11 protein-coding genes and 1 CRISPR repeat array are annotated in these 16,622 nt (G+C 61.2%); all 11 genes read right to left on the reverse strand.

Annotated features, from left to right (window positions below; translation table 11 throughout):
• The first annotated feature begins 34 nt into the window (after nt 1-34).
• Nucleotides 35-2,389: direct repeats of the CRISPR family, unit length 36 nt; unit sequence GCTTCAATGGGGCCGCGCGTTAGGACGCGCGGAAGG.
• 201 nt (nt 2,390-2,590) lie between these two features.
• The 11 genes from cas2 to Pan189_RS01910 all read right to left on the reverse strand — a co-directional run bounded on the left by cas2 (nt 2,591) and on the right by Pan189_RS01910 (nt 16,210).
• Nucleotides 2,591-2,884 carry a CRISPR-associated endonuclease Cas2 gene (cas2, locus tag Pan189_RS01860; RefSeq protein WP_145362270.1) on the reverse strand — a complete coding sequence of 98 codons (294 nt, stop codon included), beginning with the start codon at nt 2,882-2,884 and terminating at the stop codon, nt 2,591-2,593.
• Nucleotides 2,885-2,903: 19 nt separating this feature from the next.
• Nucleotides 2,904-4,634 carry a CRISPR-associated endonuclease Cas4g/Cas1g gene (gene cas4g/cas1g, locus Pan189_RS01865; RefSeq protein ID WP_310820951.1) on the reverse strand — a complete coding sequence of 577 codons (1,731 nt, stop codon included), beginning with the start codon at nt 4,632-4,634 and terminating at the stop codon, nt 2,904-2,906.
• A gap of 8 nt (nt 4,635-4,642) precedes the next feature.
• Nucleotides 4,643-5,584 carry a type I-G CRISPR-associated protein, Cas3-extension family gene (locus tag Pan189_RS01870; RefSeq protein WP_145362271.1) on the reverse strand — a complete coding sequence of 314 codons (942 nt, stop codon included), beginning with the start codon at nt 5,582-5,584 and terminating at the stop codon, nt 4,643-4,645.
• Nucleotides 5,585-5,611: 27 nt separating this feature from the next.
• Entirely contained in the window at nt 5,612-8,632 is a 3,021-nt protein-coding gene (gene cas3g, locus Pan189_RS01875) for a type I-G CRISPR-associated helicase/endonuclease Cas3g (RefSeq protein ID WP_145362272.1), read from the reverse strand.
• On the reverse strand, nt 8,629-10,398 hold the full coding sequence (gene csb2 / locus Pan189_RS01880) for a type I-G CRISPR-associated protein Csb2 (RefSeq protein ID WP_145362273.1): 1,770 nt from the start codon (nt 10,396-10,398) through the stop codon (nt 8,629-8,631). Before csb2 ends, cas3g begins: the two co-directional genes overlap by 4 nt.
• On the reverse strand, nt 10,398-11,651 hold the full coding sequence (cas7g, locus tag Pan189_RS01885) for a type I-G CRISPR-associated RAMP protein Csb1/Cas7g (RefSeq protein WP_145362274.1): 1,254 nt from the start codon (nt 11,649-11,651) through the stop codon (nt 10,398-10,400). The genes csb2 and cas7g overlap by 1 nt, the downstream gene beginning before the upstream one ends.
• Before the next feature lie 73 nt (nt 11,652-11,724).
• Entirely contained in the window at nt 11,725-12,723 is a 999-nt protein-coding gene (locus Pan189_RS01890; protein WP_145362275.1) for a helix-turn-helix transcriptional regulator, read from the reverse strand.
• A gap of 274 nt (nt 12,724-12,997) precedes the next feature.
• A complete protein-coding gene (locus tag Pan189_RS01895; RefSeq protein WP_145362276.1) occupies nt 12,998-13,564 on the reverse strand; it encodes a hypothetical protein in 567 nt (188 codons plus the stop codon).
• Between the two features lie 114 nt (nt 13,565-13,678).
• Nucleotides 13,679-14,161, reverse strand: coding sequence for a DUF6392 family protein (locus tag Pan189_RS01900; protein ID WP_145362277.1), 483 nt, complete (start codon nt 14,159-14,161; stop codon nt 13,679-13,681).
• A gap of 690 nt (nt 14,162-14,851) precedes the next feature.
• A complete protein-coding gene (locus Pan189_RS01905) occupies nt 14,852-15,151 on the reverse strand; it encodes a DUF7710 domain-containing protein (protein ID WP_145362278.1) in 300 nt (99 codons plus the stop codon).
• On the reverse strand, nt 15,152-16,210 hold the full coding sequence (locus Pan189_RS01910) for a polymorphic toxin-type HINT domain-containing protein (RefSeq protein ID WP_145362279.1): 1,059 nt from the start codon (nt 16,208-16,210) through the stop codon (nt 15,152-15,154).
• Between the last annotated feature and the right edge of the window lie 412 nt (nt 16,211-16,622).

Here is a 16,622-nt window from a genome sequence, read left to right on the forward strand (position 1 = left end):
CCGCCCGCCGGAGTTCGACGCCAGATTCCTTCGCGCTTCAATGGGGCCGCGCGCTAGGACGCGCGGAAGGCTCCGTTCCATCGGGCCCACCGTTCGATCCTTCTGGCGCTTCAATGGGGCCGCGCGTTAGGACGCGCGGAAGGCATGAAATTAAACACGTGGGCCGGGTCGACCTGCTTGCTTCAATGGGGCCGCGCGTTAGGACGCGCGGAAGGGCAGCCGATGGGGCGGGCCGATCACAGACATCATCGCTTCAATGGGGCCGCGCGTTAGGGCGCGCGGAAGGCGCAAAAAGTCGACCACGCAACTCGCCCGCCGCTATCGCTTCAATGGGGCCGCGCGTTAGGGCGCGCGGAAGGCGCAAAAAGTTGACCACGCAACTCGCCCGCCGCTATCGCTTCAATGGGGCCGCGCGTTAGGACGCGCGGAAGGCCCCGCATAGGCGGGAAAAGTCACCGGACCGACGTCGCTTCAATGGGGCCGCGCGTTAGGACGCGCGGAAGGGGAGCAAGGTCTCGATCGCGTCGAGCGCAAAGCCGAGCTTCAATGGGGCCGCGCGTTAGGACGCGCGGAAGGGCCGTTCAGGATGGTGTCAGACGAGTAGTCACCATCGCTTCAATGGGGCCGCGCGTTAGGACGCGCGGAAGGGGGCCTCCAAAGGCCCGGTGCGACTACTGGGTCGGAGCTTCAATGGGGCCGCGCGTTAGGACGCGCGGAAGGAGGCCAAGGACGCGGCGGCGTTCGGCGATGCAATCGAGCTTCAATGGGGCCGCGCGTTAGGACGCGCGGAAGGGGAGTCATTAAGGGCCGTGGACCGCTACGGCGTCACGCTTCAATGGGGCCGCGCGTTAGGACGCGCGGAAGGCCTTTCAAGGGGTTTGAGTTGTCGCTTGCTTCGCTAGTGCTTCAATGGGGCCGCGCGTTAGGACGCGCGGAAGGCTATCGATGAATGTACCCCTGATTGAAATTGAACCGGCTTCAATGGGGCCGCGCGTTAGGACGCGCGGAAGGGGTCATCGCGTCAGCCCTATCTCGACGGCTTGAGCGGGCTTCAATGGGGCCGCGCGTTAGGACGCGCGGAAGGGTGATCGGAACGGTGAATGTGCCCCCTGTCGGTTGGCCGCTTCAATGGGGCCGCGCGTTAGGACGCGCGGAAGGGAAACGGAGCATGGTGGACTGGCGAGGGCGCGGCTGTCGCTTCAATGGGGCCGCGCGTTAGGACGCGCGGAAGGGAAGTAGAGGCCGCTCAGTGTTTGCTTATAGAATACGGCTTCAATGGGGCCGCGCGTTAGGACGCGCGGAAGGGCCTCCGGGGGTGAGGGGAGAGTGAACCAACGGGAAAGCTTCAATGGGGCCGCGCGTTAGGACGCGCGGAAGGCGGGTTCGGCTCCTCAGTAGATGGCGAGGAGTACGGGCTTCAATGGGGCCGCGCGTTAGGACGCGCGGAAGGGTGGGCGGTTGTGAATCGGCTCACCGCGTTTGGCAAGGCTTCAATGGGGCCGCGCGTTAGGACGCGCGGAAGGCAGCAATGGAGTACGCAAACAATCAGAAGGAAGTTAAGCTTCAATGGGGCCGCGCGTTAGGACGCGCGGAAGGATTGAACCGGAGCCTCCGGCATCGGGAGCGGTGAAGCTTCAATGGGGCCGCGCGTTAGGACGCGCGGAAGGTTCAGCGCGATCAAGTACGTCACCCGACACCGCCGCGCTTCAATGGGGCCGCGCGTTAGGACGCGCGGAAGGTATCTTTGAGATGATCAAAGACGACACACCGGCAGATGCTTCAATGGGGCCGCGCGTTAGGACGCGCGGAAGGGAGGCCTTGCGCAAACAGGAAACGACTCATATCCCGCTTCAATGGGGCCGCGCGTTAGGACGCGCGGAAGGCTTCACCTGTAGCCGCAAGTCGCGCACGGCGTTTTCGCTTCAATGGGGCCGCGCGTTAGGACGCGCGGAAGGGGCGAACAAGACGGCCGCGGATCCACAGAACGGTTCGCTTCAATGGGGCCGCGCGTTAGGACGCGCGGAAGGTTCCTCTATACCGTTCAAAGGAAACATCAACATATTCGCTTCAATGGGGCCGCGCGTTAGGACGCGCGGAAGGCTGACCAATGAACAACTCCTACATCTTTGATGTTCGCTTCAATGGGGCCGCGCGTTAGGACGCGCGGAAGGCAACTCGGAAGTTGATTACGTGATGGTGATCTCATTCGCTTCAATGGGGCCGCGCGTTAGGACGCGCGGAAGGGGCTCAAGGAGGACATCGGCCGCTGCAAGATCGGCGGGCTTCAATGGGGCCGCGCGTTAGGACGCGCGGAAGGGACTCGGCTGACAGGGACAGGACTTCGCTGGGTGGTGCTTCAATGGGGCCGCGCGTTAGGACGCGCGGAAGGTGCTCGCTTCGCAAATCGTTCTGAAACCACAACTTAACGTCCGCGATTCGAGCGGTTCGGGGATCGACGGGCAGCCGAGGGCGTTGCCAACGACCCGGCTGCGTAAGTGGTTGTCAAAGAACGAGTTCCGCATGCGAGGGCTCACGGGGGTTTGCGCGGCACCGAACCGCTCGAAGAGTATAATGCGATTTTGCCGCCATCTCAAACGATAGTGGCAGCCGGTTCAGACGGTTCGACAAGAGGGGCTCCCCAGTACTCGATGCTGTCATCGGCGGCGCCGCCGACCGGACCGAGTCTCAAGACCATGACCCGGTCATCATCAAGTTTTAAGATATTCCACAACCGGCTTTTCAGGTCCTGAAGTTCCAGCGGTGTCAGTTCACAGCGGAAGATCGAGTACTGTAGCGGATCGCCAAAGCCTTTCATCTGGCGGTGGACCCGGCGCAGCCGCTTCGCGTCACAGATATCATAGGCGATGACATAGAGCGTTCGCATGGCTTCCCCTTTGCGTTAATTAACGCGTCGTAAAAGGGACGTACTCCGGGAGATCGCCGAGCACCCGTCGGGAGAGCAATCGGCTTTGCACTTCGAGGACGCGGCGGTAAGAGATCTTATAGCCGAAAATCGGATGCGTGATTTCGGTCGAGAGGCGACGTTCGAACGCAGCGAGAACGGCTTTGCGGGCGGTGTCGGTCAAAGCCACGGCACCGGCGCGAGAAATGAAGCTGCCCGGGGTCAGCTCACCGTTATTAAACAGAGTGAGTGTGACGGAGTCGCCGATGAGTGGCCGGAACTCCTCGGCCAGATCGAGTGCCAATGAGGGGCGACCGTAGCGGGGTGTGTGGAAGAATCCGAGCAGCGGGTCGAAGCCGACGCTTCTTAAAGAGACGGTCAGCTCTTTGACCAGCAGGGCATAGACGAAGGAGAGGACCGCGTTAACCGGATCCTTCGGCGGTCTCCGATTGCGGGAACTGATATCGAATTCGTACGGACCGCTAATCAGAGGAAAGAATGCCTGAAAATAATCTCGCGCAGCCGCGCCTTCGAGGCCGAGAAGTGTCGGGGCGGAGTCGGCCGCAGCAGCCTCGGCGGCGGCAACTTTTAATCGACGAAGGACGTCGGCGCCCGGGTCGCCGAGATGCCGCCGGAGCAAGGTCCGGCAATTCTTAATCTTGCCGACGATCAAATCGCGGGCAAGACATAGCGACTCCTCGGGTCGGCTCGCGATGCCGAACTGCCGGATGCGAAGTTCCACGTTCTTGTGGTCGTGCCCCGTCGTCATCGAGTGGAACCAGCCGCCGTAGGTGTAATGACAGATCGGAATATTCCGGACCGAAAGCTCCTTCGCAGCGGCGGCCGAGACAATGACATTGCCGAATAGCGCGACCTGGCTGACGTCGATCAGCTTGGTATCAGAAAGCTGCTCACCCTTAAATTTAACCGTCAGCCGTTCACCGGACTTACCCACGAAGGCTCCCTGTTTCGTCACATACAGTGGCAACGCGTTGTCACGAGACGGAAGAAGTTTGCGGAGTCCGTTGCGGGTCGAAGCGGAGGTGTGGTCCTCTAAATCGTTGTTCGGGGTGATGCGCTTCAGAAAGTTCGTCTCGTCCGGCAGGCAGATGCCGACGAGCGAGCAACGGGGACATTTCGGGCTGTCGTCGAGCGGCGGCGGCATCTGCTCGGATTCGGTCGCCTGTGTTAATTCGGAAACAAGTGATCGCGTACGACTGACAAGTTCATCGTCGAACGGCACGACGACGCGCTTTTTCGAGGCGATAAAGTAGAGCACTCCTCCGTCGGACTGAAAGCCGTTCTCGCGGAGAATTAATCCCTGAGCACAGAGTTGAACCCGCTCGGGTTCGTAAGCCTGCGCCGGCACATCGGGGACGCGGCCGCGTTTATAGTCGACGGGAGTGGCGACGTTGCCTTCGATCTCGGCGAGGTCGAGCTTGGCGACGAGACCTTCGGCGGGTGCGGACAGATCGAGCGAACGGGCATGAAGCTTCGGCGGCTCATCGTCACAGGCTTCGCTCTGCTCTTCTTCGGCACCTTCTTTCGGCCTGCGGATAAATTTTCGATCGGGCCGATCGACCCGCCGATGCCCGAAGGTTCCTTGGGCGGTTTCGAGGTTGTCGGCCCACTCCCCCTGCACCCACTCGAGGTAAGCGAGCCGGGGGCAGTAGGCGAACTCATTGAGCATCCGGGCGGGGATGAGGGGGGTGGTGAGCGTCGCGTCGGTCATCGGCTGCCTCACACGATGCGGCGGGCGGGGGTGAAGTTCTTGTAGTAGGTGCTCGGGCGGAACTGGTCGGATTGATAGACGGCGGATATTCCCCTTTCCGTTGCTTCACGGCGCCCGTCATCGGTGGTGGGCCAGGAGAGTGTTAAGAGGGACTTAACGAGTGAAGCAGAAAGCGGGCGATTCCAGATCGGCCAGACGAAAGCCGGATCGTTCCGTTTCGCAGTTTTGCGAAAGCCCACCGTTGCGGCAGAGCTGGGTCGTGGAACAATTGGGAAGAATGGTAGCCCTACGAGCGCCAAGAAGTTCGCGCCGCGCACGGACTCGGGCTTTTCGGTCTTGGGATCGTCGGCCCGATAGGCGTAGGACTTTGCCTCTTCGGGAGCGAGACGAAGTGGCGAGCCTGCGGGTCGAAAAACCCACCTTTCGAAAAGGGCGTGCCGGACTTCTTCGAGCGTAGCTTGCTGGATGATCTCGTGTGCGTAATGAAGGAACCCCTGTCCTTGCGCGTCTCCGGACCGGACCATTCTGAGCGCGGTGTCGATGAAGGCACTTCCACCTTTCGAGGCTATATCCACCCCTAGAGCCGCGAGCAAGTCCGCTGCGACGCGCGATTCGCCTGAGGCGGCGTGCTGTTTTTTAATAAGATGCTCGCGGAACTTGAGGCGATCGAACGGCAACTTTTTGTCGATCACCCAGCAGTCACGGGGCATGTTCTTCAACTGGTCGGTGACGACGTTTGGGAAGTCGACAGAAGCAATGCCGTGCCCTGTTAACCGTGGCAGCCACGTGCCGCGTGCGGATTCCCAACAGAGACGGACCATATCTCGCGCACCAATTTCGGATACGACCCGCAGGAGCCCCACGGCGGCGAGGAAGCCGAGCGGGTTGGTGCCGTCCAGGCCGGGCAGGAGGAGGCCTTCGGACGGTTCGGCGGTCTGAGTTGCGGTCATCAAATCTTCCGTTTCCCGTTGAAGGATTTATGCGTTGTCTTCCTTCGCGCTGGCCCGTTGATCGGCGAGGCGGAGGAGGGCTTCGAGGTAGGCCAGGCCCCACCAGCCGTACCGGCGGGTAAGTCGCCAGAAGCGTTCCCCGACGCCGGAGTCGAGCCGGTGGGCGGGGATGAGTTCGGACCGCTGGGCTGCCGTCAGCGCGACGTCGTCGACGCGGACGGCGGGGAGTTCTTCATCGGGCACGACGGGCGCGAAGGGGCGGGCATAACCGTGGTGCGCGGCGATGAGATGCAGGGTCAGTTCGGGATCGCCTTCGCCTGCAGCCAGGCCGTGGGCCTCGACGAGTTGCATGCTCAACATTTCGTGCCGGAAGCCCCACGGGAGGCCGGCGCGTCGATACGCGTCTTTAATTGCAGTCCGACTGAGGGGAACGCCATCGGATTTGGCAAGGATCCGGGCTGAGGTCCCGGCCCGAAGGCACGCATCGGTGCGGTCGCCCCGCCAGAGCATCGCCTGAAAGCGTTCATCGGCTTTTCCCAAGTCATGCCATTTCGCGGCGTTGCCGAAGAGTTCGTGAGGGAGACTTTGGCCGACCAATGCCAGCGTCTGTTCGATCTCGGCGACGACATGGGCCGTGTGATCTTTCAGGGAGATTTCTCCCAGCTGGTTACGCGAAGTTTCGTCCTCTTCGTCGTCGAGCGTGGGGAGGGTTTGGCCGTGGTGCGGGTCGAGACGGTTGCGGGCATAAAGCACGACGCCCTTGCGGTCGGGGTAGAGTTCGATCCGCGGGTTGCCAAGCGAGGCGAAGGCCGAAAACTCGGCGTGCTTATCTGCGGCCGCGTCGATAAACCCTTGCCAATCGTCATTCGAAAGCTTCTCGTGAAGGTGCCGGGATGCCGCTTGGAACAGCGCTTCGATCGCCGGCGCATCGGCGGGGTACAGGTGCCGCAGCGCGGGATGGAGTCGGACCGCGGCGCGGTTCTTGGCGGTGCGAAAGGCCTGTTCGGCGCGGTCTCGGATTCGGGTCCGCGTCTCTCCCTCATTCTGCACCTGCTCCCAATCAGGGAGATGCCCGAGCCATGCGGAGTTTTCCATATCGGCCGGAAGGACGAGCGTGGATCCGGGCTTAAGATCTGCCGGCTCTGATAGGAGCGTGGAATCTCGTTTCCCTTTCCAGAGAACCCCCAAGGGCGGGCGATCACCTTTCGTCTCTTTGGAGCCGTCGTCCGGTTCGGGTTGACCGAGCGTGTCGGCGTATTGATTGACTTGGTCGAGCGCGCCGTCGAGCCAGCGTCGGACGCGTGAGATCGGCAGCCTCAGACATTCGGCGGAGGTCGGCGGGAGGAGCGCGACGGTGTCACACCAATTCTTCGGCCCGGAGCCGTCTTCGTTGATCAGGTCGGCCCGCCAACAGACCGCGACGTCGGGTTCGGTCTCTTGGGGGCCGTGAATGAAGAGGGCGACATCGGGGTCCGGTTCCGGAGTCGGCTCGGTTTGGCACCACAGGTCGACGTAGGCGGGCATCATCACCGGCGCGTCGAGGAGCGCCGAGGGTGGCAGCTGGGCGGCCGGAATCCGCCCGGAGTCATCGCTCTGCTTAAGAAGCCTTGTGAAGGCGTCGATGCCAAAGTCGACCTGGTCCGCTTCGGACTTTGCCTCGGTTAGCCAGTTCCACGTGCGGGCGAGGGCGTTCCCGTAGATCGGGTCGAGCGGCTTGTCGTCCTTCAGCTTGTCTTCGGCTTTGACATCCTTCTGGTAGATGAAGATCGAGGCCCGGGCTTCGACCGGACGGCCCCCGCGGTTAAGCCGGCCGAACCGCTGCCGCAGGGCGTCGAGCGATGCGCACTCGGTAAGCAAGACATCGAAGTCGTAATCGGCACCGACCTCCAGACACTGCGTCGCGACGACGATGCTGGACACCTCGGACTTGTCGGGGCGCTCGATTCCTCCAACGAGCGCTCGCAGTCGACGCGCCTGATCGTCCCGGTCGATCGGCCGCGTGGCGCCGATGACGAGTTCGATCGCGGTTCCTTCGGGAAGGCTCGGCTTTTTCGACTTCTTATTTCCCGTTTCTTTCGGCAGCGCTTCGAGCGTGGCGAAGATCTCCCGCGCGGTGGCGACGCGATTGACGATGATGCCGATCGCCGCCGGGCCGTTGTTTAACAATTCCGTCGCTTCGCTGACGACGTCCTTCTGGAGGTTCTTCGAGGGCGGTCTCAGGGTCGCCGGTTTCGACGCTTCGAGCCGACGCTTCAGGCGGTCGTTCGCGCGGTCCGCCTCACCGAGCCGGACGACGCCACGGCTTTGCATCGCTTCGTTGGGCGTGGCGGTCATGGGGACGACGGTGAAAGGCGGGACGCCGATGTCCCTTTCGGCCCATTTCGTGGGATCGACGAAGCGGGAGACGTTCTCCAACGTCTGTCGAAAGGGTTCGCTGATGTGGGCCTCGTCGAGAAACAGGAGGGAGTCGTAAGCGATCAGCGCTGCCGGGATCGGGGCGGCTTTCGAGGAGACCCCGTAGCCGCGAAAGAGGAGCCGCGAGCCGAGCTGATCTGGCGTCGTGCAGACGACGGTCGGCTGGACGACGGAGCGGGCCCAGCGATTGTCGCGGTAGATTCCGCCGCGGAGCTCGAGTACGTCGAGCGGCGGAGCGGGATCCTCGGGTTCGGTCCCGGCGATTCGCCGCAGGTTTGCCGCGACCTGCCGAAGGGCCGGCTTGTCGCCGGCGTCGGACTGTTCTGCGATCCACAGGGCGTTGGCGATCCTCCGAGATCGTTCGAACGCTTCGTCGACGATGACGCGCCGGTTGACGCTGAAGAAGATCCGGCGGGGGGCAGAACGTTCGGCAGGCGAACGATCGGCTTGGGCGGCGAGCGCGAAGACCGCGATGTCGATGCAGGCCGTCTTCCCACTGCCGGTGGGCAGATCGACGGCTCCCGGCCAGTCCCCTTCGATGGCATTCTCCGCGAGGCGGTGCTGCCAGTCGTAAGGCGGGTGTCCGTGCAACTCTTCGAAGAAAGACGCAAAGTCGAGGCGCGTTTCATTCACGATCCGGCCCTCCAGGGCTTGAAGAATCCGTAGCCGCGGTAGCGCCCCGCCCCGATGGCGATCGGGCCGATAACCGGGTCGGCGAACCGCAGGAAGACGTGCACCTGCGGCCGCGAAGCGTTGGTGCCTTTCGACGGATAAGGCGGAAACCCGCCGCCGGTCGCGACGGTCTGCGGCGCGGCGTCGCCTCTGTCGGTTCGCAGCTTGCGCCGCTTGCTCGTCGCGCGTGGGCTCCCGCGATGCCAGCTCGTCGTGTCGACGTCGATCTGCTCCGGCCGGGGCAAGCCGATTCGATCAACGCCGCCGCGGATGATCTCGCGGACCTCTTCTTCCCACGCGATGCGGTCGTTGCGGCGGTCGGCTTTGGGGAAGCGATCAAGGACGACCGGTGTGACCGACGCCCAGCACTCGGAACCGGGACGTCGGTTTCCTGACCCGGTCCACGTCTCGGGGTCGAGCGTTTGACTCGGTTCGTCCCACGACCGCTTTTGCAGCGTCACCTTGCCGATCCCGTGCAGATCGAGGGTGACCGCTTTCGCGCGGCCTGATTCGTCGATCAGGAGCGGGCCGAGGATTTGCCCGCGTTCGCTGCGGGTCACGTCTTCGGGAAAGGCAAGGGCGAGCCCGAGCAAATGGCCATCGGCGTGCTCCCTCCCGACGAACGGCAGCGGAAGAAACGAAAGGTGGCCGAATTGTCGATCGGCCGGCTTTCCATCGGCCGCGTGCCCGCTGACCCAATCGGGCACCTCGCCGCCTGCGGCGTCCATCACGGCCCGGCGGAGTGCCGCGGTTGCCTTGAGCGTTGTGGCGAGTAGCAGCCGGGGGCCCGATTCCTGGGCGAGGATCAACAGGTCGGAATCGAAGTGTGAGGAGCGCAGCTCGGACGGCCGAGCCTTCACGCGGGCGTAGCCGGTCCGCTGGCCGACGTGGGGCCGTAGTCGGGCCGGTGTCGCTGCGTTCGCTTTGTATTTTTCTCCCGTCTGCTCCTCGTAGGCTTTCTTCGCAATCTTCTGACGTTCTCTCGCGGCTTTCTGCAGGGTTTTGTCCCCGGACCCCTTCATCGCGGCGACGTCGCGTTCGGCGTCTTGAATTTCTGCGACCAACTCGGCGAATCGCTCGATACGCGGAATTTGCGTTTGGTCGGGAAGCGAATCCAGAAGCCCGGGAGAAATCGCGCGGCAGAAATGCTGTGACGACAGTTCTTCAGGAACCCAGACCTCTCCCGCGTCCGGCCCTGCGTCATCATCGGCGACCCACATCCGCACAAGCGAACTCGAATGCCCAATGCGGGTCACCTTGGCGCACAGGCGGTCGAGGGCGTCGCGATGTGATTCGATCGCGTCCGCCTCGGCCCAATGAAGGCGGCATGGCTCGGAGCCGACGTACCGGCGGGGAAAGGTCCGCGGCTGTCGACTTCGCGTCATCGCCGGCGTGGCCTGAATCGTCGCCGCGGAGGGGCCGGCCTTGTCGTTGACCGGAACATAGACCGTGACGATCGACCGTTCGGACGCGGCGTCGACCCGAGGCAAATGCAGCTCCGGTTCGCCGAGCCGTTCGATCACGCGGAGCACATCGGCTTCGGCGGCATAGTCCTGCCGCGCGATCTCATCGGCATCGACACCGGGCTCGGTTTCGAACCAGGCCGCTGCGAGTGCCATGAAGACGCGGGCCGGGTGGGGCGGCCATTCGGCCTGATCGCGATTCGTCGGGTCGGTCGCGACGGCGTAGCCGGTGAGGTACTCCCAGGCGATGGTGAGATCGGGCATCAGTCCTCCCCTCCCTGCTGCGCGGCGAGCTGCTGGCTCTTGGCGACCAGCTTCACCAAGGCATCCGATGGCGTGAGGACGAGGGGCTGCTCCATCCAGGGCAGGCCGACGTTGCGGGCCGCGTCGACGGCGTCGTGAAACACCTTGATCGCATCCTCAGCGGGGAGGTGGAAGGCTTCGACGCCTGAACGATCGAGGCGTTCCCACTGCAGGTCGCCCTTGGTTGGGTAAAGCAGGCACCGCGAGCGGAGGTCGAGGCCCGATTCATCGGCCAGCGCCGCCGCCGCGAGACCGAGCGCCGCGAGCACCGTCCGGCCCGCCCGATCCCGTTCGACGGAGAACACACCGTCGACGGGAAATCGCAATCGCCGCAGAGCGGGAAGGGAGAGCACGATCGTCTGCTCCGCGTAGGCGATCGTGACGCCGCCTGATGACGTGACGTCCGGGGTCACGTTGCCAAGGTTTATTTCCGAGACTTTTTTCCCGAAAGGCTTTGGGTTCTTCTTTGAATCTTTGGCGGCTTCCGGCTCCAGAACCGTCCACCCGCCGTCTTCGGCTTGGTACAGCTCCGGGTTCTTCCGGACGATCGGATCGACGCGACTCGCCGTGCGCACGCCGTGTGTGGCGTCGATCCCGACGATTTCGCTCACGATCGCCCGTTCGAATTTCGCCCCCAGGCCCCCCTTCGGACCCGTCGAGTCCCACATTCCGAACAGCAGGGCGGTCGGGCAGAGTTCGAACAGCGGGGTCGCGTTCTTCAGTGAGACGCGGTCGACCGCCCGGCCGCGTTCCGATTGGCGGAAGGGGACGCCATCGAGCAGGCTGTCGCGCAAGATCGCATCGGCGATCCGGTGCGGGGCTTCCAAGGATGTCACCTTGCCGACCGGGTCGAGCAGCCGCATCCCCTTGTCTTCGAGCGCTTCGTCGCCCGGATAGAAGGGATCGAAGTTGACTTCAATCAAGGGCAGGCGGAGACGCCCCTCGTCGAACGCCCGCTGCAAGGCTTCCTCCATGCGATTGGCCTGGCTCTGGACGGAATCGAGCAAAACGCAGTCGACCTCTGCGGTCAGGTCGGGGTTTTCGTCGGTGGGGGCAGGGACGCAACGTTTTTCGGTCGCGTACACCGCGCCGGCATAAGTCGGAGGAAAGACCTTATCGCCTTGGCCGCCGGCGGGTTGAAGCCGGGTCCGGCAACGAAAAGCCGCCGCGGTACCGCTGACGGCGGCGTGAAGGGTGTCGAGGGTGAGGGTCATCAGTAGGTTCCTTTCGATGGGTTTCCGAACTTCTCGATGAGTTTCCGAAGTTCACGTCAATTTCAGTATGCAGTCATTCCCGTTCCGCCGCCTGATACCGCCACACTAACTCCTCAGCCTCAGCCCGAATCGCCGCGACCAGTTCCTCCGGCTCCAAGACCGTGGCCTTACCGCCGAACGACAGAATCCAGCTCTTGAGCTCTTCGGTGGAAGTAAGAACGAAGGTGGTTGTCAATGCTCCGTCGTTTCCCCAGGACTTCGCTGTGCAGCCAGGCCAATAATGCTCGTCGATGTAGCGGGCGACCTGCGGGGCGAAGCGGATGCGGACGGTCGTCGGCGGGCCTTCTTCCACATAGACGCCGAAGCTGCCTTCATGGAACTTCTTAAGATTAAATGTGGGGTCTCGCACGAACTTAAAATTCTCGACGGTGACCGAACTGACGCGGTCGACCTTAAAGGTCCGGAATGTGCCGTGCTCCTCGGAGTCGGCCGTCAGGTAAAGCGTCCCTCGGTGGTTGGTCAGGCCGTACGGGAAGACGCGATAAGTGACCGGTTCGGTCGATCGCATCGATTGGTAAGTGATCTCGGCGATCCGATTTTCGTCGACCGCCATGCACAGCCGATCGACGACGTCCGCCTGTTTGCTGTAGTCGCTGAATCGCTGGCGGGTGTCGTGGAAGCCGGCGGGGAGCCGGTCGAGATGCTTCAGCATGTCCTCGCTGAGTGACGCCCGGACCTTCCGCATCAGTCGATTCAGGCCGTCCCATAAATGCGTCCCGGCGAGTGGCAGGAGCATCCGACGCGCGACGAATAGGGAGAGTAATTCGTCGTAGGTCGCTCCGATCTTAACGGCCTCATTCGGCTCTGTAAGTTTCCAGCGTTTTCGTCCGTAAGATTCTTCCACCGCTTCGAGTGGGAAGCCCATCGTTCGCAGGAACTCGACATCTCGCCGGATGGTTTTCTCGGTGACATCAAGTTCCTGTGCCAAATCCTCGACCGTGCAACCGAGCTTCCGCGCGGAGAGAATCCGCAGCAGCAGAAACTGACGTTCGATCTGCTTGAATTCACTCATACCGCGTTCCAGGTCTTGAATAATCTCGGACGGGTAGAAGTTAACGACCCGCGGTGCCAGCCCGTGTCCAACCCGCGCGTACAGATGTGATACATGTTCACATTTGCCGGTAAAAGCCGCCGCGATTCAAGCGAGTTCGAATCGGTGGAGGGCAGGCGGAAAATTGGTTCCTGCGCTCATCGCACCGCAGACTCTCGCCGGTTGGGCGATTGAACCCGGCCGTTTCGACGCGGTGCAGAGAACAGCACCGCGTTAAGACTGAAAAAAGATCAGCCTAAGCAGCGGCGACATGGAGCGACGTAGGTCGCGGGAATCGACGGACGCTGTTGCCGATCACGATTGGTTGATACTTAGCGCGTCGATTTCGACGACCCTTAATAACCAGCACTCCCAACGCTCCGGCCAGCGCGGCGGCGATGGTAATCGTATCCCCCGCCTCATCCGGCCCGGTCGACATTGCAGCGTACCTGACATTCGCCGCCATGTCAGCCGGCGGAGCCGTCACGATCATGTGCCCCGCAGTGAAGCACTTCTTCGAGGCCCGGCCCAATGCACTGACGTTGAGGCCGACGCCGGCGACGGTGATGGCGTCCATCACGCCGAACTTGCCGTCTTGGAAGTTCTGATAGGAGTTGTGCAGGCCCCCGGCCAGGTCAATGCTCTCTCTCGCCATAATCGCCGTGCGAGCCGCACGAGACTTTGCGAACAAGGCGCCACAACGAACCAGCCCCGGTCCGTAAATGCTGATCGCGAAGTCGACGGCGACACCGGTCACCACCCCGACAGTCTGCCCGGTCGCATAGGCATCGGCCTGACGATACGCCGGCCCGAGGTCCGGCACATTCAGCCAGTCGACGTGGCTGAACGGGTTGACGGTGTCGAGAAACCCGTCGGTCCAACCACGCAGGGCATCGTCGGAACTTCTGCCATTTAGATCTAATCGAATCTTCTCTAATTAAGGAACTGCACTTGGATGCATTAGCGTGACGCATGTAATATTTTGGCAGTCACTTGAGTATTGTAAATGGATAGACTTTTTGTCATCGTCGTACCGATCCCACGGTGGATTTCGTCCAAGAATAGAATCTTGATGCTGCTCGCAGCAAAGAGTCGGATCGCCCAATTGCTTGCGAACATCCTCCTTCGAATAGCTAAATCTCAACCCACATGGCAGCAGTCCCTCAAAGCGTGAGAAATTGTCCTCGAATTTCGAGTAACTTTCCGCATGTCCTCCGCACAAGAAAATGGACTCTATAAATCCTGACAACGACGCATTAATATTCACGCCGATATCTGGAAGGTGTAAATACATTATATCCCCTTCCAGCCCCGTTTCTCGCTCACCAATATCTCCATTAAACCAAGCTTGATCCGGAGTACTGTCTATCGGCTTTCCCAAGCATTCGATCAGGCGCGAAGCATCAATTGGGGGTATCATTAGTATATTCCACTTTTCTTGTTGAGTTTATCGAGAATCTTAAAAGCCTCGTCAATTTCCGCAGCTTTAAATCCCTCATCCAGAAGCTGCTGACGCCAAGCGTCGCGATCTGCCCGAAACGCCTTTCGAAGATCTTGAGCATCCCCTAAAATTCTTTGAGTCGAATTTCGCCCCCCCATACGTTCGTGAAGATTTTTGATGGCTACGTGTGCGAACCATCATCGCATTCGTTTCGCGCCGAAGGGCTCGAAATTCCGCATCGGTCAATTTTTGACTCCGAGATAGTTCAATCTTTTTTCGAATCGCCGCAAGCGACGGCATATGATCCGGCGTTAATCCATCGCCGATGCTACGTCGAGAAAGAGGGCCGAACGATCCGGTATCCAATATGTTAACGCCATCATAATCCGCATTATGCACCAGCACCGGCGGGCCGCGGGGGGCGTCGACGGCGGCGACGTAGTAGGTGTGCGCTCCGGCGACGCGGAAGTTGTAAACCGCAACGCCTGCGGGACGCTCCACGCGTTCGGTGAGCACCACCGTGTGTGACCGGCAGCCGGGGCAGGTTCCCCGTCGAAAAGACCGGCTTCGTCGCCGTGAAGCGACGAAATACCCATCATCTCCTTCCGCCCAATGACTGCCTCACACCGCTCGACGACTGACCTGCGCGGCTGTCGGTCAAACGTATACTCACGGATGCTCTTGCTCGTCGCATTTTCCGTTAGCGTAGTGATAATGTTCTGCATATGCGGACGAGAACCGCCCGATAAACTCCGACGACCTTTGATGAGCTTTGGTCGGCTTAAAAAAATTACGGCCAATCGCCCAATCGTACACAGGAGTATCAAGTTCGTACGCAGTCAAGGTGCCGGAAAGCTCATTTTCAGCAATCCACATTTCTGCAATCTCTCGCTCGCTAAACACTGCGGCGGAATGAATACCTCCCTCGCCCAAGAACACCCAAACAATTGTGTATTCCGACTCTTCCATTTATTTCCCCTCAAAATATAGCTTCCATCTCCACCATTTTCGAATTTGATTAATCGCTTTCCGGATATCTCTTTTGTTTTCGGTGATCACCGTTTTCTGGGCTGCTGACAATGGACGATCTCCATCCAAAGGCTTTCCATTGGCACCAATCCTAGTTCCTAGGCCTTGTCCGTATACGTGAGCATGCGCTGGCAAGTGGTCGTTACTGCGTGTGTAATGCTCTACACGGACGCCTTTTCGCTCCAAAATCGTCTTGTTGGGCAATGTCGGCTCAGTGTAGGTGGCATTATGCACCAGCACCGGCGGGCCGCGGGGGGCGTCGACGGCGGCGACGTAGTAGGTGTGCGCTTCCGCGACGCGGAAGTTGTAGACCGCGACGCCTTCGGGATGCTCCTCGCGTTCGGTGAAGACGACAGTGTGGGTCTGGCCGTCGGGGCCGGTTAATTTCTCGCCCGCCTTCAGCTCTCCCGCGTCGATCCATGCCTCGCGGTTGGCCGACCAGAACGGGTGCTCGTCCGTCGTTTCGAACGTTTGCGTCTCGCCGGATTCACTGCGGACTTTTAAGAACCGCAGATGGTCGGAGGTGCGTTCATATATCTCATCGACCTCCTGCCAGCCGATGGCTTCGCCGTGTTCATCACGGGCTAGCACACGGTCACCGACTTTAATGTCCTCGATCGGCTTGCGGTGTGAGGTATCGAATTCGGCCGGAGTTGCGATTGCAGCGGTAGACACCGCCGTCGCCGTCGCTTCGCCGAGGAAGAAGCTTCCCGCCAGCACGGCCGCGCTGCCGAGTAATAGCGTCAGCCCGATCACGCTTCGCCATAGCGAGTTGCGGGACCTTCGCGGCCGCTCAAGCGGCGCGTCGACTCGCTGCGGTTCTTCGATTCGCTCAACCGGCTCCGGCGGTGTCGATAGGAATCGCTGCGGCTCGCTTTGATCGAGCCCGCCATTGAGATCGAATTCGTTATTAAGGTCGACACCGACATCGCCGACGCCGTCCGGAGTCGCCGACGTGTCCCAGCCGGTCGCTAACAGTTGCCAACCCTGCGGCTTCATCTCACGCTCTCGTTTATCGCGTCGGCCTCTTAATACCACCAGCCCCAGCACCCCGGCCGCGATGACGATCGTGTGCCCGGCTGTGACTTGTAAATTTGCATGTATTATCCCAGCAACTCACAATTCATTGTGCCCAACTCCACTCAAGCCCGTGCGCGACAACTCGCAATGACCAGTCATCTCCCGGAAGGATGAATTCAATTCCGCCAAATTTCTCCATCCCAAGCTCCTCAACCAACTTAGAATTCTGCACCGAATAAAAGAAAGGGTCCGGGCATATATTTGTCCTAGTCCATCTTTTCATTCCGCCAGAGAAATCTGATGATCGCCGTGACGCCACTGGAATCTTTGTTAGATCGTAGCGCGAATCGTCAAACGATTCTCGATTTCCGATTGCACACATGAGCCTGAT

The sequence above is a fragment of the Stratiformator vulcanicus genome (genome assembly GCF_007744515.1).
Lineage (GTDB): Bacteria > Planctomycetota > Planctomycetia > Planctomycetales > Planctomycetaceae > Stratiformator > Stratiformator vulcanicus.